We start from the raw sequence: 16,624 nt of genomic DNA on the forward strand, positions 1-16,624 counted from the left end.
CCGCCCCCGCGCCGTTACCGCCCCTGGAGCTTCCCCAGGATGCTCATCGACTGTTCCGAGCCCGACTGCGGGACGATCTCGCCCGCGCGGTCGATGATCGCATCCCAGTGTGCCGCGACGCCCTCGACCGACAGATCGTCGCCGGTGAGCAGCTTGCCCTGCGTCAGCGTCACGTACGCCGCCTGGAACACGCCAGCGCCGGCACCGACGATCATGTTGGTGGGGGCATCCTCCGACACCAGGAATACCGCGGCGGGCGCGACCTTGTCGGGGGAAAAGGCCTTGAACGCTTCCTCGGGGAAGATGTCCTGCGTCATCCGCGTGCCTGCGGTCGGCGCGATCGTGTTGACCTTGATGTTGTTCTTCGCACCCTCGATCGCGAGCGTTTTGGTCAGGCCGGCGAGGCCGAGCTTGGCGGCGCCGTAGTTCGCCTGGCCGAAATTGCCGTAGAGACCGGTCGACGACGCGGTCATCAGGATGCGGCCGTAATTCTGGCTGCGCATCGTGTCCCATACCGCCTTGGTGGCGTTGGCCGAGCCGTTGAGGTGGACGTCGACGACGAACTTGAAGTCGGCGGGTTCCATCTTGGCGAAGCTTTTGTCGCGCAGCACGCCGGCGTTGTTGATCAGGATGTGGACGCCGCCCCATTTTTCAGAGGCGCGCGCGACCATCTCGACCATCTGGTCGTAATCGGTGACGCTGCCGCCGTTCGACATCGCCTCGCCGCCAGCCGCTTCGATTTCCTCGACGACTTTCAGCGCAGCGTCGGAATGGCCCGTGCCGTCGCGGGCGCCGCCGAGATCGTTGACGACGACCTTCGCGCCACGGCGGGCGAGCTCGAGCGCGTATTCGCGGCCCAGACCGCCGCCAGCGCCGGTGACGATCGCGACGCGGCCCTCAAAACCTATAGACATGGAAAAGGCGCTCCTCTCTTATAGTTGGAGCGCCTTTCCTAGAACGTAAAGCTGTCTACGCAAGCGGCAGGATCACCTGCCGCCAGCGTCTGGCCGGTTACTTGCCGCCGCGGTTGCGGCAGCCGTCCTTCACCGTCTTCGAGCACACCGGATACTCGGCGGGTGCTGGCGTCGGCGGCGTCACAGTCGGCTGACCGAACGTCACGCGGCCTGCGCCCGGTGCCATCGGTGCGGCTGCCATCGGTGCCGCAGCCTGATCGGCCGGGGCCGCCATTGCAGGGTCAGCAGGCGCTGCAGGATCGGCGGGTGCAGCCTGATCGGCCGGGGGTGCCTGCATCGCGGGATCGGCCGGTGCGGTCTGCGCGGCGGGGTCTGCCGGCGGCGTCGTCTGGGCAATCACGGGCGACGCGAGAAGAGCGGCGGCGGCGAGAAGGATGGACTTCATATGAATCTCCTAAATGGGTGCACCATTTTGGTAGCGCGACGTCTGAACGCACTAAGTCGCGCTTGGGTCCTTCGTTTCGCATCCGATTCCATTCGTCCCGCCGCTAGACCCATAGCGGGACAGAGTCCTTATCCCCCCGTATCGAGCGAATAGCCGGCCGAACGAACAGTGCGGATGATGTCCGGACGCTCGCCTACGTTGATCGCCTTGCGTAGCCGCCGGATGTGCACGTCGACCGTCCGGCTCTCGATATCCGAGTCATGCCCCCACACCGCATCGAGCAGCCGTTCGCGCGAGAACACCCAGCCCGGATGCTCGAGGAAATGCTTGAGCAGCCGGAACTCGGTCGGCCCTAACGACACGACTTCGCCCGAGCGACGGACCTTGTGGCCGACCGTATCCATCTCGATGTCGGCATAGCTCAGCGCTTCACCGGCGAGGGCAGGGCGGACGCGGCGCAGCACGGCCCCGACGCGGGCGACGAGTTCGCGCGGCGAGAACGGCTTGGTCACATAATCGTCGGCACCAGTCTCGAGGCCACGGACACGATCTTCTTCCTCACCGCGTGCGGTGAGCATGATGATCGGCACGTTCTGCGTCTCGGGTGCGCGGCGAAGGCGACGGCATACCTCGATCCCCGAAAGCCCTTCGACCATCCAGTCGAGCAGGACGATATCGGGCACCTTCTCCTTGGCCAGCAGCAGCGCTTCCTCGCCATCCGGAGTATGCGCGATCTCAAAATCCTCGCGCTTGAAATGCCAGACCAGCAATTCGGCGAGGGCGGCGTCGTCCTCGACCAGCAGCATCTTCGCGCGTGCCATTATGCCTGCTCCTTCTTTATGCCGCGTTCGCGATCGACCATCTGCGTGCCGGTCGCGGCGAAATAGACCATCTCGGCGACGTTGGTGGCGTGATCGCCGATCCGCTCCAGGTTCTTGGCGACGAACAGCAGATGCGCAACCTGGCCGATCGTCCTGGGATTCTCGACCATGTAGGTGACGAGCGTGCGGAATATGCTGTCGTAGAAATCGTCGAGCGCATTGTCGCATTCGACGACGCGGACGGCTTCCTCGGGATCGCGCGCGGCAAACGCGTCGAGCACGTCGTGGACCATCTCGCTCGCCATTCGGCCCATCGCCGGCAGGATCGAGATCGGCTCGATCCGGTGCTCGCTCTCGATCATCGGCACGCGCTTGGCGATGTTCTTGGCGTAATCGCCGATCCGCTCGACGACGCCGGCGATCTTCAGCGCTGCGACCACCTCGCGGAGATCGACCGCCATCGGCGCGCGCAGTGCGATGATCCGCACCGCGAGTCGCTCGACCTCCGCCTCGATGACGTCGATCTGCTTGTCGGCGACGCGCACTTGTTCCGCGAGCGCGAGGTCGTTGCGTTGCAGCGCCTGCATCGCCTTGTCGATCGCGTCCTCGGCGAGCCCGCCCATCTGCGAGATCAACCCGCGGAGCTCGCCGATGTCGTTGTCGAAGGCCTTGACCGTATGCGTGTTCATGGTCGTTTCCCCACTCAGCCGTAGCGGCCGGTGATGTAATCCTTGGTCCGCTCTTCGCGGGGATTGGTGAAGATGTCCGAGGTGTTGCCGTATTCGACCAGCGTGCCGAGGTGGAAGAACGCGGTCTTCTGGCTGACGCGCGCCGCCTGCTGCATGTTGTGCGTGACGATCACCATCGCATAGCGGCCGCGCAGTTCGTGGATCAGCTCCTCGATCTTGGCGGTCGCGATCGGATCGAGTGCCGAACACGGTTCGTCCATCAGGATGACCTCGGGATCGACCGCGATCGCGCGCGCGATGCACAGCCGCTGCTGCTGGCCGCCCGACAAGGCGGTGCCGCTGTCGCTCAGCCGATCCTTGACCTCGTCCCACAGGCCGGCCCGCCGCAGCGACTTCTCGACGATCCGGTCTAGATCCGCCTTTGCGCCCGCGAGACCGTGGATGCGGGGGCCATAGGCGACGTTCTCGTAGATCGACTTCGGGAACGGGTTGGGCTTCTGGAACACCATGCCGACGCGGGCGCGGAGCTGCACCACGTCCATGTCGGGCGAATAGATGTCCTGGCCGTCGAGCTTGATCTCGCCGGTGACGCGGGCGCTGGCGACGGTGTCGTTCATGCGGTTTAGCGTGCGCAAGAAGGTCGACTTGCCGCAGCCGGACGGGCCGATGAACGCGACGACCTCGTCCTGGTCGACGTCGATCGAGACGTCGTTGATCGCGATCTTGCTGCCATAGGCGACAGAGACGTTGCGCGCCGTCATCTTGAGGATGGGAGGCTTAGAATGTTTTGGCATCACCAGCGGGTCTCGAATCGGTAACGGAGGTAAATCGCGACGCCGTTCATCGCGAGCAGGAAGACGAGCAGGACGATGATCGCCGCCGATGTCTTCTCGACGAAGCCGCGGCTGACCTGATCGGACCAGAGGAAGATCTGCACCGGCAGCACGGTCGCCGGGTCGTTCAGGCCCGACGGCGGCGCGGCGATGAACGCGCGCATGCCGATCATTAGCAGCGGCGCGGTCTCGCCCAGCGCACGCGCCATGCCGATGATCGTGCCGGTGAGGATACCGGGCAGCGCTAGCGGCAGGACGTGGTGGAACACGACCTGGACCGGGGATGCGCCGACGCCGAGTGCTGCATCGCGGATCGACGGCGGGACCGCCTTGATCGCGTTGCGCCCGGCGATCACGATGACGGGCATCGTCATTAGCGCGAGCGTCAGGCCACCGACGATCGGCGCCGAGCGTGGCATCCCGAACGTGCCGAGGAACACGGCCAGCCCGAGCAGCCCGAAGATGATCGACGGGACCGCCGCGAGGTTGTTGATCGACACCTCGATCAGGTCGGTCCAGCGGTTCTTCGGCGCGTATTCCTCGAGATACAGCGCCGACAGCACGCCGATCGGGAAGGCGAGCAACAGCGTAACCGCCATCGTCAACAGCGATCCCTTGAACGCGCCCCAGATCCCGACGCGGGTGGCGTCGGTCGAGTCGGCGGAGGTCAGGAACCCGGCATTGAACCCGCGCGACACCGCGCCGCGGGCGTTGAGGCGTGCATAGGTCGCCTCGGCTTCGGGCGTGCCGACACCCTTGGCGGCAACGTCGATCGGGCTGGAGACGGGGACTTCGAACACCGTCTTGCGCTGGAGTAGCGACGGGTCGGCCTTGATCGCATCGCGGACCACGGCCCACGCGCCGTCGGACAACAGGTTCGCGCCGTCCTTGCCGTAGGCGGTGCTTGCGGCGGCCAGCACTGTGCCTTCGAGGCCGGCGCCGGCGAGCGCGAGATCGGCGCCGCGTCCGACCAGCCGCGAAGGCTCGATCGGGAGTTTTGCCGCCGCGAGATCGACCGGCAATGCGACGCGCGTCTCGACGAACCCGCTCGCGCCTTGGCTCAGCATCGAGAACAGCAGGAAGGCGAGGAATGCCGCGGACATCCAAACCGCGGCGAGCCCGGCGAAACGGAAGCGGCGCTCGGACGCGTAGCGACGCTTGATCCGCGACTGCATCGCCTGCGTCGTCCAGTCGGTCGGCACGCGGCGCACTGGCTCGGCCGTGCTGGTCGGCAGGGGGGTGACAAGCGTGTCAGTCATAGGCTTCGCGGTACCGTTTGACGACGCGGAGCGCGACGATGTTGAGAAGGAGGGTGACGACGAACAGCGTCAGGCCCAGCGCGAACGCGGCGAGCGTCTTGGGGCTGTCGAACTCCGCCTCGCCGGTCAGCAGGTCGACGATCTGCTTGGTAACGGTGGTGGTGCTGGCGAACGGGTTGAGCGTCAGCGTCGCGACGCCGCTCGCTGCCATGACGACGATCATGGTTTCGCCAATTGCGCGCGACACGGCCAGCAGCACGCCGCCGACGACACCGGGGAGGGCTGCCGGGAGCAGCACGCGGCGGATCGTCTCGGACGAGGTCGCGCCCATCGCGAGACTACCGTCGCGCATCGACGAGGGCACCGCGGCGATCGAGTCATCCGCCATCGACGACACGAACGGGATGATCATGATGCCCATCACGAGCCCCGCGGCGAGCGCGCTTTCGGACGACGCCCAGCTGATCCCGATCGACACCGCGAGATCGCGCACCGCCGGCGCGACGGTCAGCGCGGCGAAATAACCGTAGACGACGGTCGGCACGCCCGCGAGCATCTCGAGGATCGGCTTCATCCATTTGCGCGTGGTAGGCTTGGCATATTGCGTGAGGTAGATCGCGCTCATCAGCCCGAATGGGATGGCGACGATCATCGCGATCACCGCGCCGATGAAGAACGTCCCCCAGAACAACGGCACCGCGCCGAGCGACGCGCCCGGATCGCGCGCGTCGATCACCTGCGGGCTCCAATGCGTCCCGAACAGGAAGTCGGTGATCGGCACGACCGAAAAGAACCGCACCGATTCGTACAGCAGCGACGCGACGATCCCGACGGTGGTGAGGATCGCGATCAGCGACGCGCCAAGCAGCGCGAGCATAACGACCCGCTCGATCTGAGTCCGCGCGCCGAACCCGGGTCTGACGCGAGTGAACGCGAACGCGCCGCCGGCAAAGGCGAGCAGCAACGCGGCGGCGGTGGCGATCCAGTCGTAGCGCGATTGCGCGGCGGCGTAGGAGGGGGCGAGCGTCTGCGCGAGTCCGTGGAAGGCGCCGAAGCTGCGGCCCTCGGCGAGGCTGCGCGCTTCGGACAGGATCGAGGCGCGGTCGAAGCCGGGTGGGGGGAGCTGGATGGCCGCCGGGGTCGCGAGGACCGCGTCGGTGACTAGCGCGGGCGACGTTACCGACCACACCACGAGGAATACGAGCGGCGGGATCGCGGTCCACAACGCGACGTACCAGCCGTGATGCGAGGGGAGTGAGCTGAACCTGGCGGTGCTGCCGGCGCGGAAGCGGGTGGCGCGGACGCGCGCGGTGAGCCAGCCGATGAGACCGAGGCCTGCGACGAGGAAGAGGAGAGCGATGGCGGACATTATGCGGGTTGCCCGTCCATAAGTACCACCCCGGCGGAGGCCGGGGCCCAATTGGAAAGGTCGAGGTAAGAGAGCGCAGCATCAGCCAACGGGGCGTTGCCCAATTGGGCCCCGGCCTTCGCCGGGGTGGTTGCGCGCGCCGGGGTGGTTGCGTTTTGGCGTGACACCGTCACCGCCGCACTCTCGTTCCCCCGCGGACGCGGGGGCCCAGCTAAGTTCGGACCGCGAGCTTGGCTCCTGGGCCCCCGCGTTCGCGGGGGAACGAGGGAGGGGGTGCGGCTCTGCGAGAAACCGATCACGACAACACCGCCGGATCCAGCACCGTCTCGTTCGCGATGATCGCCGCCGATCGCGCCTGGATCGCAGCGGGCGCCGCGATCAGCCCGCGCTTCACCAGCGGCCCGCTCACACCCCAATTCGCCGCATACAGCTTCAGCAAGTTTCGCAATCCCGGAATGGCGGTCAGATGCGCCTTCTTCACATAGATATACAGCGGCCGAGACCCCGGATACGCATTGTCCGCGATCGTCGCATAGGTCGGCGCGACGCCCGAGATCGACACCCCGTTCACCGCGTCCTTATTCTCTTCGAGATAGCTGTACCCGAATACGCCGATCGCATTCGGGTTCGACTGCAGCTTCTGGACGATCAGATTGTCGTTCTCGCCCGCGTCCACGTACACGCCGTCCTCGCGCACCCGCGTACAGAGCGCCTTGTGTGCATCGGGATCGGACTTCGCGAGCGGCTTGGCCAAAGGATCGCTAGCCTCGCACCCTTTGGTAAGGATCAACTCGGCGAGTGCATCGCGCGTGCCGCTCGTTCCGGGCGGCCCGTAAACCTGGATCGGCACCGCGGGCAGCGCCGGGTTCACGTCACGCCACACCCGTGCCGTGTTCACCTTGCCGCCCGGATTGGCGGCGAGTGCCTTGTAGAGATCGGTCGGCGTCAGCTGCATCTTCGGGCCGTTCTTCGCCTCGGCAAACGCGATCCCGTCGATCCCGACCTGGATCTCCATCACGTCGCGCACGCCGTTCTCGGCGCAGCTCTTATATTCGCTCGCCTTCATACGGCGCGAGGCATCCTCGATATCGGGGTGCGCTGCGCCGATTCCTGCGCAGAACAGCTTCATGCCAGCCCCGGTGCCGGTCGATTCGATCACCGGTGCCTTCGCATCGGGATCGTTCGCCACCAGCTGCTCGGCGATCATCGTCGTGAACGGATAGACGGTCGAGGACCCGACCGCGGTGATCTGGTCGCGCGAGCCTGCACCGCCGCCGTTCGCCTGATCGACGCACGCCGTCAGAGCGCCCGTCACCGCCCCCAACACTCCTAGAAGAACGAACCGCTGCACCAGAATTCCCGTCATGCACCGGCCTTAGCGGTACTTAAGGCGATCCTGTGTGACAGTTGCGTTACCCTTTTATGACACCGCCTTTTGCCACCACGCCGCTTGGCGGCAGAATGACCGACACGGTGGTGCCGACGCCGACCTGGCTGGCGATATCGAGCCGTCCGCGATGCCGCTCGACGATGTGCTTGACGATCGCGAGGCCGAGCCCGGTGCCGCCTAGCGACCGGCTGCGGCCTGCATCGGCGCGATAGAAGCGCTCGGTCAGCCGCGGGATATGGACCGCCGCGATGCCGTCGCCCTCGTCGCGGATCGACAGGCGGATCATGCCGGCATCGTCGCGTTTCAGCGCGATCGTCACCGGCGTCCCCGCGCGACCGTATTTCATCGCATTGCCGATCAGATTGTGGAGCATCTGCGACAGCTGGACGCGGTCGCCTGATACCGCCGGCAGGTCCGAAGCGATCGTCGCGACCAGATCCTGCCCGCGATCACCCGCTGCGTCGGCCAGTTCCTCGCGCGTATCCTCCACCAACTGCGCGAGATCGACCGCGCTGTCGGGCAGGCGGAACTTCTCCGCCTCGATTCGGCTCAACGAGATCAGATCCTCGACCAGCCGTTGCATCCGCCGCGCCTCGTCGTCCATCACCTTGAGGAAGCGCGCGCGAACGTCCGCATCCTCGCCCGCCTCGTCGCGCAGCGTCTCGATGAAGCCGAGGATCGACGCGAGTGGCGTGCGTAGCTCATGGCTCGCATTGGCGACGAAATCGATCCGCATCCGTTCGGCGGCATAGTTGCCGGTCTGGTCGACGAGGTGGACGATCCGCTGTCCGTCCGATGCCTCGCTCAGCCGCATCTCCCAGCGTTGGTCGCGCGTGCCGAGCCCGACCAGTTCGATCGGCCGCTCGCCATCGATCGGTCCCGGAGTCCCCAGTCGCTCGGCCGCCGCCGGATGTCGGATCGCGACGCGCGCATCCTCGCCGAGGATATGCGCGCCGAGCAACGTCCGAGCGGCCCGGTTGGCGAGCGTCACGCGCCCGTCCTGCACCAGCAGCACCGGTGCGACGATCGCATCGAGGACGTCGTCGAGCACCGACGGCGCGGTATGCGCCGCATCGTCGGGGGCAGGCGCCTCGTCGCCAGTCCCTGCCGCGACCAGCGCGGCGGCGATCCCGCCGACCACCGCGACGATCGCACCCTGCACGTCGCGCGTAATCGCGAACACGCCGATCGATGCGACGACGACGACGACGATCGCCCAGAAGGTACGCAGGCCAAATCCCGATAGCATTGTAATCTCCAGGGCGCGCAGACTGGGCGCTCGCCCGTCCTAGTTCGGTACGGTCGGCGCGGCTATATTGTCAGCGCTTCAGGATTGTGAAAGGGCTGCACTATAGCAGGGGCATCATGGACGATACGCGATTCACTCAGGACCCGCCTAACCCGGATGCCGCCGCAAGCGCCGGCGTGCCGTCGCGGCGGCGCGTGCTGGCGCTCGGTGCGGTGACGGCCGGTGCGGTGATGTCGATCCGGCCTGCGCTCGCGCAGACCGCAGGGTCGGTACTGAACTGCGAAATACCCGTCCCCGATGCCAGCCGCGCAGGCAGCTACATCGATGCCGATGGCAAGGTCGTTCCCGCACGCACCAAGGGGGCGTTCCCGTCGTCGCCACGTCCGTTCAAGGGCGAAGAGGTCAAGCGGGCGATGGCCAATGGCAGCACGCTGCCCGGGACCGATTCGGAGCGCAGCCGCGCCTATGTCAAATATATCCGCCGGTTGCAGCGTGGCCAGGGCGGCTTCACCTGTTTCGCATCGCTGCAGATGCCGCGCGGCTGAGGCCGTGGATATTTCGGTCTATCGCGCACCGCCGAGCGATGGCCTGCTGATTGCACCGCTCGACGAGTTTACCGCGGTCTATCACCGTGCGTCGGGGATCACGCATCTGCTGACCGACCCCGCGCCGCAGATACTCGTCGCTGTGCAGGATGGTGCTCGGTCGCTCGATGCGCTGCTCGTGCATCTCGGGCGTGACTATGATCTGACTGACGGCACCCGCGAGGCTTTGGCGGCGCGGCTCGAGGAACTGGTGGAGGCCGGGCTGGTCGAGCGCGCATGAGGCACGCCTTCTCCGTGCGGATCGGCCCGGTCGGCTTCCGCATCGGTTCGGACTGGCGCGCGCCGATCGCGCACCTCGAAACGCTGTACCGCGATTATCCCAAGCCGCTCGACGGCGTTCCCGACTTCACTGTCCGGCTGTTCGCGCGTCGGCCTTGGCGGCGTTTTCTCCGCCCGTCGGTCGAGATCGGCGGCGATTACATGCTGCCCGAGGCTGCCCCGCTGCCGTTGCGGCAGGGGCTGCTCGCCGCCGAGATGGCGATGAACCTGCAGATGGCGCTGGGTGCGCGGCGGTATCTGCTGCTCCACGCGTCGGCGGTCGAGCGCGATGGGCGGGCGCTGTTGATGACCGGCGTATCGGGGGCGGGGAAGTCGACGCTCGCGACCTTGCTGGCGGCGAAGGGCTGGCGGTTCATGGGCGACGAGTTCGTGCTGCTCGATCCCGCGACCGGGCTCGTCCATGCGTTCCCGCGCTTGATCAGCCTGAAGAACGAGGGGATTGCCGCGGCCCAGGCGGCATGGCCGGATACGCGAATGGGGCCGCTGCTGCGCGCGACGCCGAAGGGCGACATCCGCCACATGGTCCCCGATGCGCGGGCGATCGCAGCGATGGACGTGCCTGCGCGGCCGGCGTTGCTGGTGTTCCCGCGCTACGGGTTCGATCCCGAGACGCGGTCGGTCCAGCCCGGAGAGGCGTTCGTGCGGATGACGCAGGCCTCGACCAACTATGTCGCGCTCGGCGAGGCGGGGTTTCGCGGATTGACCGGGCTGATCGCCGACGTGCCCGCGATTGCGGTTGATTATCCCGATGGTCCGCGCGCGATCGAACAGGTCGAGGCCTTATGGGCGGACCTGTGACCGACGCCCGCATGCTCGCGCGCGCGCTGGCCAATCCCTCGAGCGTTGTCGGGCTCGATGCGGAAGGGTGGACCGCGTTGCTGGCGATGGCACGCGCGGAGCAGTTGATCGGGACGCTGGCGGTGCGGCTCGACGGCTTAGCGATGCCGAACGCGGTGAAGGCGATACTCGCCGACGCGCGGGCCGCCGCGGAGCACGGCAGGCGCGCGGCATTGTGGGAGGCGGAGATGGCACGGCGCGCGCTCGCCGCGGTCGACTGCCCGGTCGTGCTGCTGAAGGGCACCGCGTTCGTCGCGGCGGGGTTGTCGGCGGGGCAGGGGCGGTCGATCGGCGATCTCGACATCCTGGTACCACGGACCTCGCTCGACGCGGTCGAGGCGGCGTTGCTCGCGGCGGGGTGGGAATGGGTGAAGCCCGACCCGTATGACGACGTCTATTACCGCCGCTGGATGCACGAGCTCCCGCCCCTGATCCACCGCGAGCGCGATCGGATGATCGACGTCCACCATACGATCCTGCCGCTGACCGCGCGGATCACGCCCGATGCGGGGGCGCTGATCGAGGGGAGCGTGGCGCTGGAGAACCGCCTGCGCACGCTCTCCTCCAACGGTATGATCGTCCACGCCGCGGCGCACCTGTTTGGCGACGGCGATCTGGCGGGGGGGGTGCGCAACCTGTGGGACATCCGCTGTCTGGTCGACGAGTTCGGGACCGAAGGACTCGGCGCGGACGCGCTTCACCATGGCTTGCACCGGGAGGTGGCGCGATCGCTGCGGCTGGTCGATGCGCTGTTCGGCGAGGGCCGCACGGGCGGTATCGATCGCCTCTACATCCGCCGCCTGACCGCGCTCGATGGCTGGGGCAGGCCAACGCGCCCGCTGACCCGGTTCGCTTTCTATGTCCGCTCGCACTGGCTGCGCATGCCCCCGGCGATGCTGGTGCGACATCTCTGGACCAAGTTCAGGAAGGGGTGAGCCTGTCTCGGTCTCCAGAGCCGCTGCTCTACGCCCATCATTTCCTATCTCTCTCGCCGTCATCCCAGCGAAAGCTGGGATCTCATCGTGCAGGCCGCATCGCCCGCCAAGGGGGATACCCCAGCGTTCGCTGGGGTGACGGGAATGGGGAGGCGGCGGCGACGGGGAGGAGGACGCTGCGCTTCAGCTCGCCCGGCGTTAAGGCAACCGCGCGCCACGCCCGCGCCGCGCCGCCCAGACGATCAGCAATACCAACGTGATCGCCAGCGTATCGGCGATCCAGTCGTGGATGTCGCAATCGCGGTGGAGCGACGGGATCGACTGCAGCACCTCGATCAGCGCGCCGAGGAACGACAGCCGCTCGCCGATCCGGAACAGCCGCGCGGTCGGAAACGAGAGCGCCGCCAGCAACGCCATCGTGGCGAACGCAAGCATATGCTCGAACTTGTCGCCGAACTGGTCGGTCGGCATGTGCGGCGGCTTCGGCAGCAGCGCCATCGTCACCGCGAACACCACTGCCAGGACCAGCGCGACGCGTGTGAGCGTCGTCCGGTTCATGCGCCGAGCCTTTCCAGCGTCGGCATCAGTTCGTCGTAGCCGTCGATCACCGCGTCGGCGCCAAGCTCGGCGACCGGCTGCATAAGGAAGCCGAAGCTGCATGCGATCGTTGGTAACCCCGCCGCCTGTCCGGCCTGGATGTCGAAGACCGAATCGCCGACGAACGCGGCGCGGCCGCCGCCACACAGCTTCACCATCGCATGGATCGGCATCGGCGAGGGCTTCGACTCGGTCAGAGTGTCCCCGCCGAGGATACACGCGAATCGCTCGGTCAGCCCGAGTTCGGCGAGCACGGTCCGTGCGAACCGCTCGATCTTGTTGGTGACGATGCCGAGCGTCACGCCCTTCGCCGCCAGTGCGTCGAGCGCCTCGATCACGCCCGGATACGGTCTGGTATGCACGCAGATATTCGCCTCGTAGTAAGCGAGAAGCTTGGCATGCAGCGTGTCGAGCATCGCCTCGTCATAGCCGCCGGTCGCGGTCAGGCCCTGCTTGAGCATATGCCGCGCGCCGCCGCCGATCATCGGCTTGACCTGCTCGACGGTCAGAGCAGGGCGGTCGACCGTGGCGAGCGCATGATTGACCGCGGCGGCAAGGTCTCCACTGGTGTCGAGCAGCGTGCCGTCGAGGTCGAACCCGACGATATCGAATAAAAAATGCGTCATTGCACAGGGGCCTGCCAGCGACGCTATGGAATTGGCAAGGCTTTCGTGGCAGCGATCCTTCCATGACGACGCATTCCAACGACCAACCGTTTCCGGCGCATCCGATCGCGGTGGTGATCCTCGCGGCCGGCAAGGGCACGCGGATGAAATCGGACCTGCACAAGGTGCTTCACCCGATCGCCGGGCGGCCGATGCTGCTGCATCTGGTCGCAAGCGCGGCGGCGTTGCACCCCGCGAAGACGGTCGTCGTCACCGGGGCGGGGCGCGAGCAGGTCGAGGCGGCGGTCGCGCCACACGGCATCGCCACCGCGCTCCAGGCCGAACAGCTCGGCACCGGCCATGCGGTGGCGCAGGCCCGCGCGGCCCTTACCGGGTTCGAAGGCGACGTTCTGATCCTCTATGGCGACGTGCCGCTGGTCACCGCGGCGACGATGCAGCGGATGATCGACCGGTTGCACGGCGACGATATGCCTGCGGTGGTCGTGCTGGGCTTCCGCCCCGCCGATCCCGGCGCCTATGGTCGCGTCATCGCCAACGCTGCGGGCCGGATGGACCGGATCGTCGAGTATAAGGACGCATCGGAGGCGGAACGCGCGGTGACGCTCTGCAATTCCGGGCTGATGGCCGTGCGTTCGACAGACCTGTTCGCGTTGCTCGACCGGCTCGGCAACGACAATGCGGCGGGCGAATATTACCTTACCGATATCGTCGAGCTTGCCGCCGCCGCCGGCCGTTCGTCCGCCGTCATCGAAACCGGCGCGGACGAGGTGGCCGGCGTCAACAGCCGTGGCGAACTCGCCGGCGTCGAGGCTGCCTGGCAGGCGATGCGTCGCGCACAGGCGATGGCGGATGGCGTGACGCTGATCGCGCCCGACACCGTCTGGTTCGCGCACGACACGCAGCTTGGTCGTGACGTTGTGATCGAGCCCAACGTCGTGTTCGGCCCCGGCGCGCGGATCGAGGACGGCGCGACGATCCACGCATTCAGCCACGTCGAAGGTGCCACCGTTGGCAAGGGTGCCAATGTCGGCCCGTTCGCGCGCCTTCGCCCCGGCGCGGAACTGCGCGCGGATGCCAAGGTCGGCAATTTCGTCGAGGTCAAGAAAGCCGTTATCGGCGAGGGCGCGAAGGTCAGCCACCTCACCTATATCGGCGACGCGGACATCGGTGCAGGCGCGAACATCGGCGCGGGGACGATCACCTGCAATTACGACGGCTATTTTAAATACCGCACCGTCATCGGCGAAGGCGCATTCATAGGCTCGAACTCGGCACTGGTCGCGCCCGTGAATATCGGCGCCGGTGCGATCGTCGCAGCCGGCTCGGTGGTGACCGCCGATGTCGAGGCCGACGCGCTCGCGCTGGTCCGTCCCGAACAGATCGCCAAACCCGGCTGGGCGGCGCGTTTCCGTGAGAGAATGCTTGCCAGGAAGCGGGCATGAGGATCGTCGCACCGGCGCTACTCGCAGCGTTGGCTGGTTGCGCCACGCCTCAGATTTCGCGCGATGCGGTAGTGCCGATGGTCGCGATCGAGCGGGCCGCGGCGCTGGCCCCCGGTGCGTATCCGGGCGTCTTCGTCATGACGGTGCGTGCGTCAGGACGACAGGGATCGAGCCTTTATCTCAATTCGGAAATCGACTATCGCGACCCGCGCAACCTCTCGCTCGAGGTTCGACCGATCGCGCAGGCGCAGCTCGAAAGCCGGCTCGGTACCCCTGTCGACACCGCGTTGCAGGGGCGGACGATCCATGTCGACGGCGAAGCCCGCCGGGTACGGATCAACTTTACCTACGACGGCCGCCCGACCGGCAAATATTATTATCAGACCCATGTTGTCATCGAGCGGGGCGAACAGCTCCTCTCGGTCGACTGAACGAGAACGGACAGGCGTTATGTGTGGTATCGTTGGAATTCTGAGCGGCGACGACGTCGCGGGCCGGTTGCTCGACGGCCTGAAGCGGCTCGAATATCGCGGGTATGACTCGGCTGGCATCGCCACCGATCATGACGGCGCGATCGAGCGGCGGCGTGCGTCGGGAAAGCTCGTCAACCTCGCGAACGAACTCGCCGCGCATCCGCTGCCGGGCAAGACCGGGATCGCCCATACCCGCTGGGCGACGCACGGCGGCCCGACCACCAACAACGCGCACCCACACGCCACAGGCGAGGTCGCCGTGGTCCACAACGGTATCATCGAGAACTTCAAGCCCCTGCGCGACGAGTTGATCGCGCGCGGGCGCACGTTCACCAGCGAGACCGACACCGAAGTCGTCGCGCATCTGGTCAGCGAGAGGATCGAGGCAGGGATGGACCCGGTGTCCGCCGTACGAGAGATCCTGCCGCGGCTGCACGGTGCGTTCGCGCTGGCGATCCTGTTCCGCCAGCATCCGGATCTGCTGATCGGCGCGCGGCTCGGTTCGCCGCTGGTCGTCGGGCACGGCGAGGGCGAAATGTACCTCGGGTCCGACGCGCTCGCGCTCGCGCCGCTGACGCAGCGGATCGCGTATCTCGACGAGGGCGACTGGGTCGTGCTCACGCGTGACGGTGCGCAGGTCTACGACCGCGACAACGCGCCCGTCGAGCGTGCGATCACGATTTCGGGCGTCACCGGCGATGTGATCTCGAAGGGCAACCACAAGCATTACATGCTCAAGGAGATTTACGAGCAGCCGATCGTCGTCGCGCAGACGCTGCGCTCGTACCTGAAGCGGATGGAAGGCGAGGTCTCGCTGCCGATCCCCGAATTCGATCTGTCGAGCATCAAGCGCGTGACGATCGTCGCGTGCGGGACAAGCTTCTATGCCGGCATGGTCGCCAAATACTGGTTCGAGCAGTTCGCGCGCGTTCCCGTCGATCTCGATGTCGCGTCGGAGTTCCGGTACCGCGCGCCGGTGATGGAAGACGGCGGCTTGGCGCTGTTCATCTCGCAATCGGGCGAGACCGCGGACACGCTGGCAGCGCTGCGCCACGCCAAGGCCGAGGGCCAGAAGATCGCGGTCGTCGTGAACGTGCCGACTAGCTCGATGGCGCGCGAGGCAGATCTGCTGCTGCCGACCCATGCCGGGCCGGAAATCGGCGTGGCCTCGACCAAGGCGTTCACCTGCCAGCTTGCCGTGCTGGCCGCGCTTGCCGCAAACCTGGCGCGCGCAAAGGGGCTGCTGACAAAGGATCAAGAGCGTGAGATCGTCCGCCACCTCGCCGAGGCCCCTGCCGCGCTCAACGGCGCGCTTGCGTATGACGAGGCGATCGAGGCGATGGCGCACAAGATCGCGAGCGCGCGCGACGTGCTATATCTTGGCCGCGGCACGGATTATCCGCTGGCGCTCGAAGGCGCGCTGAAGCTGAAGGAGATCAGCTACATCCATGCCGAGGGCTATGCCGCCGGCGAGATGAAGCACGGTCCGATCGCGCTGATCGACGAGCATGTCCCGGTCATCGTCATCGCGCCGTCAGGGCCGCTGTTCGACAAGACCGTCAGCAACATGCAGGAAGTCATGGCGCGCGGCGGCAAGGTCGTGCTGATCTCGGATTACGACGGCATCCAGGCGGCCGGCGAAGGCTGCATGGCGACGATCACCATGCCCAAGGTCCACCCGCTGATCGCGCCGCTGGTCTATGCGGTGCCAGTGCAGTTGCTGGCGTATCACGTGGCGGTGCTCAAGGGCACGGATGTCGACCAGCCGCGCAACCTCGCGAAGAGCGTCACGGTCGAGTAGCGTACGAGCGTTTAAATTCTCCCCCGCCAGGGGGAGGTGGCGCCGAAGGTGACGGAGGGG

The 16,624-nt window shown here is 66.8% G+C and carries 18 protein-coding genes; 7 read left to right on the forward strand and 11 right to left on the reverse strand.

What is annotated here, in order from left to right; translation table 11 throughout:
• Positions 1–14: 14 nt before the first annotated feature.
• The 9 genes from C8J40_RS05740 to C8J40_RS05780 all read right to left on the reverse strand — a co-directional run bounded on the left by C8J40_RS05740 (position 15) and on the right by C8J40_RS05780 (position 8,969).
• Positions 15–914: an SDR family NAD(P)-dependent oxidoreductase gene (locus C8J40_RS05740; RefSeq protein WP_132896162.1), complete on the reverse strand. Its 900-nt coding sequence runs from the start codon at positions 912–914 to the stop codon at positions 15–17.
• Between the two features lie 97 nt (positions 915–1,011).
• Positions 1,012–1,359 (reverse strand): hypothetical protein, encoded by a 348-nt coding sequence (locus C8J40_RS05745; RefSeq protein WP_132737757.1) that lies wholly within the window; start codon positions 1,357–1,359, stop codon positions 1,012–1,014.
• A 128-nt stretch (positions 1,360–1,487) separates the two neighbouring features.
• On the reverse strand, positions 1,488–2,180 hold the full coding sequence (gene phoB / locus C8J40_RS05750; RefSeq protein WP_055873047.1) for a phosphate regulon transcriptional regulator PhoB: 693 nt from the start codon (positions 2,178–2,180) through the stop codon (positions 1,488–1,490).
• Positions 2,180–2,869: a phosphate signaling complex protein PhoU gene (gene phoU, locus C8J40_RS05755; protein ID WP_056057297.1), complete on the reverse strand. Its 690-nt coding sequence runs from the start codon at positions 2,867–2,869 to the stop codon at positions 2,180–2,182. Before phoU ends, phoB begins: the two co-directional genes overlap by 1 nt.
• Before the next feature lie 14 nt (positions 2,870–2,883).
• Positions 2,884–3,663: a phosphate ABC transporter ATP-binding protein PstB gene (pstB, locus tag C8J40_RS05760; RefSeq protein WP_056489020.1), complete on the reverse strand. Its 780-nt coding sequence runs from the start codon at positions 3,661–3,663 to the stop codon at positions 2,884–2,886.
• Positions 3,663–4,961 carry a phosphate ABC transporter permease PstA gene (gene pstA / locus C8J40_RS05765; protein WP_132896163.1) on the reverse strand — a complete coding sequence of 433 codons (1,299 nt, stop codon included), beginning with the start codon at positions 4,959–4,961 and terminating at the stop codon, positions 3,663–3,665. The genes pstB and pstA overlap by 1 nt, the downstream gene beginning before the upstream one ends.
• The gene (pstC, locus tag C8J40_RS05770) at positions 4,954–6,330 is read right to left on the reverse strand and encodes a phosphate ABC transporter permease subunit PstC (protein ID WP_132896164.1); all 1,377 of its coding nucleotides are present in this window, start codon (positions 6,328–6,330) and stop codon (positions 4,954–4,956) included. The genes pstA and pstC overlap by 8 nt, the downstream gene beginning before the upstream one ends.
• 295 nt (positions 6,331–6,625) lie before the next feature.
• Positions 6,626–7,696, reverse strand: a complete 1,071-nt coding sequence (locus C8J40_RS05775) for a substrate-binding domain-containing protein (RefSeq protein WP_132896165.1) — start codon at positions 7,694–7,696, stop codon at positions 6,626–6,628.
• A gap of 46 nt (positions 7,697–7,742) precedes the next feature.
• Positions 7,743–8,969 (reverse strand): ATP-binding protein, encoded by a 1,227-nt coding sequence (locus tag C8J40_RS05780; RefSeq protein ID WP_132737769.1) that lies wholly within the window; start codon positions 8,967–8,969, stop codon positions 7,743–7,745.
• A 116-nt stretch (positions 8,970–9,085) separates the two neighbouring features.
• On the opposite strand from C8J40_RS05780, the gene C8J40_RS05785 reads away from it, so the two are divergent.
• From C8J40_RS05785 to C8J40_RS05800, 4 genes are read left to right on the forward strand one after another with little or no spacing between them, the layout of a single operon-like run.
• Positions 9,086–9,514: a hypothetical protein gene (locus C8J40_RS05785; RefSeq protein ID WP_132896166.1), complete on the forward strand. Its 429-nt coding sequence runs from the start codon at positions 9,086–9,088 to the stop codon at positions 9,512–9,514.
• A 4-nt stretch (positions 9,515–9,518) separates the two neighbouring features.
• Complete coding sequence (locus C8J40_RS05790) at positions 9,519–9,794, forward strand: HPr-rel-A system PqqD family peptide chaperone (RefSeq protein WP_243693223.1); 276 nt, start codon at positions 9,519–9,521, stop codon at positions 9,792–9,794.
• Positions 9,791–10,651: an HprK-related kinase A gene (locus C8J40_RS05795; RefSeq protein WP_132896168.1), complete on the forward strand. Its 861-nt coding sequence runs from the start codon at positions 9,791–9,793 to the stop codon at positions 10,649–10,651. Before C8J40_RS05790 ends, C8J40_RS05795 begins: the two co-directional genes overlap by 4 nt.
• Complete coding sequence (locus C8J40_RS05800) at positions 10,636–11,625, forward strand: nucleotidyltransferase family protein (protein WP_132896169.1); 990 nt, start codon at positions 10,636–10,638, stop codon at positions 11,623–11,625. The genes C8J40_RS05795 and C8J40_RS05800 overlap by 16 nt, the downstream gene beginning before the upstream one ends.
• A 198-nt stretch (positions 11,626–11,823) precedes the next feature.
• Here C8J40_RS05800 and C8J40_RS05805 read toward each other — a convergent pair whose 3' ends face one another.
• Positions 11,824–12,183, reverse strand: a complete 360-nt coding sequence (locus C8J40_RS05805; RefSeq protein ID WP_132896170.1) for a hypothetical protein — start codon at positions 12,181–12,183, stop codon at positions 11,824–11,826.
• The gene (locus C8J40_RS05810; protein ID WP_132896171.1) at positions 12,180–12,848 is read right to left on the reverse strand and encodes an HAD family hydrolase; all 669 of its coding nucleotides are present in this window, start codon (positions 12,846–12,848) and stop codon (positions 12,180–12,182) included. The genes C8J40_RS05805 and C8J40_RS05810 overlap by 4 nt, the downstream gene beginning before the upstream one ends.
• 62 nt (positions 12,849–12,910) lie before the next feature.
• Between C8J40_RS05810 and glmU the strand changes: the two genes are divergently transcribed.
• Genes glmU through glmS form a run of 3 tightly spaced genes read left to right on the forward strand, consistent with a single transcriptional unit; the run spans position 12,911 to position 16,564 of the window.
• Positions 12,911–14,290: a bifunctional UDP-N-acetylglucosamine diphosphorylase/glucosamine-1-phosphate N-acetyltransferase GlmU gene (gene glmU / locus C8J40_RS05815; protein ID WP_132896172.1), complete on the forward strand. Its 1,380-nt coding sequence runs from the start codon at positions 12,911–12,913 to the stop codon at positions 14,288–14,290.
• On the forward strand, positions 14,287–14,721 hold the full coding sequence (locus C8J40_RS05820; RefSeq protein ID WP_132896173.1) for a hypothetical protein: 435 nt from the start codon (positions 14,287–14,289) through the stop codon (positions 14,719–14,721). The genes glmU and C8J40_RS05820 overlap by 4 nt, the downstream gene beginning before the upstream one ends.
• 19 nt (positions 14,722–14,740) lie before the next feature.
• Complete coding sequence (glmS, locus tag C8J40_RS05825; RefSeq protein WP_132896174.1) at positions 14,741–16,564, forward strand: glutamine--fructose-6-phosphate transaminase (isomerizing); 1,824 nt, start codon at positions 14,741–14,743, stop codon at positions 16,562–16,564.
• Positions 16,565–16,624 lie beyond the last annotated feature (60 nt).

Origin of the sequence: Sphingomonas sp. PP-CC-3A-396 (assembly GCF_004343105.1) — a bacterium.
In the GTDB taxonomy this organism is placed as follows: Bacteria; Pseudomonadota; Alphaproteobacteria; order Sphingomonadales; family Sphingomonadaceae; genus Sphingomonas.

Coding starts and splice junctions, on each gene's coding strand:
- C8J40_RS05740 (WP_132896162.1), bottom strand. CDS start 914: ATGTCTATAGGTTTTGAGGGCCGCGTCGCGATCGTCACCGGCGCTGGC.
- C8J40_RS05745 (WP_132737757.1), bottom strand. CDS start 1,359: ATGAAGTCCATCCTTCTCGCCGCCGCCGCTCTTCTCGCGTCGCCCGTG.
- phoB (WP_055873047.1), bottom strand. CDS start 2,180: ATGGCACGCGCGAAGATGCTGCTGGTCGAGGACGACGCCGCCCTCGCC.
- phoU (WP_056057297.1), bottom strand. CDS start 2,869: ATGAACACGCATACGGTCAAGGCCTTCGACAACGACATCGGCGAGCTC.
- pstB (WP_056489020.1), bottom strand. CDS start 3,663: ATGCCAAAACATTCTAAGCCTCCCATCCTCAAGATGACGGCGCGCAAC.
- pstA (WP_132896163.1), bottom strand. CDS start 4,961: ATGACTGACACGCTTGTCACCCCCCTGCCGACCAGCACGGCCGAGCCA.
- pstC (WP_132896164.1), bottom strand. CDS start 6,330: ATGTCCGCCATCGCTCTCCTCTTCCTCGTCGCAGGCCTCGGTCTCATC.
- C8J40_RS05775 (WP_132896165.1), bottom strand. CDS start 7,696: ATGACGGGAATTCTGGTGCAGCGGTTCGTTCTTCTAGGAGTGTTGGGG.
- C8J40_RS05780 (WP_132737769.1), bottom strand. CDS start 8,969: ATGCTATCGGGATTTGGCCTGCGTACCTTCTGGGCGATCGTCGTCGTC.
- C8J40_RS05785 (WP_132896166.1), top strand. CDS start 9,086: ATGGACGATACGCGATTCACTCAGGACCCGCCTAACCCGGATGCCGCC.
- C8J40_RS05795 (WP_132896168.1), top strand. CDS start 9,791: ATGAGGCACGCCTTCTCCGTGCGGATCGGCCCGGTCGGCTTCCGCATC.
- C8J40_RS05800 (WP_132896169.1), top strand. CDS start 10,636: ATGGGCGGACCTGTGACCGACGCCCGCATGCTCGCGCGCGCGCTGGCC.
- C8J40_RS05805 (WP_132896170.1), bottom strand. CDS start 12,183: ATGAACCGGACGACGCTCACACGCGTCGCGCTGGTCCTGGCAGTGGTG.
- C8J40_RS05810 (WP_132896171.1), bottom strand. CDS start 12,848: ATGACGCATTTTTTATTCGATATCGTCGGGTTCGACCTCGACGGCACG.
- glmU (WP_132896172.1), top strand. CDS start 12,911: ATGACGACGCATTCCAACGACCAACCGTTTCCGGCGCATCCGATCGCG.
- C8J40_RS05820 (WP_132896173.1), top strand. CDS start 14,287: ATGAGGATCGTCGCACCGGCGCTACTCGCAGCGTTGGCTGGTTGCGCC.
- glmS (WP_132896174.1), top strand. CDS start 14,741: ATGTGTGGTATCGTTGGAATTCTGAGCGGCGACGACGTCGCGGGCCGG.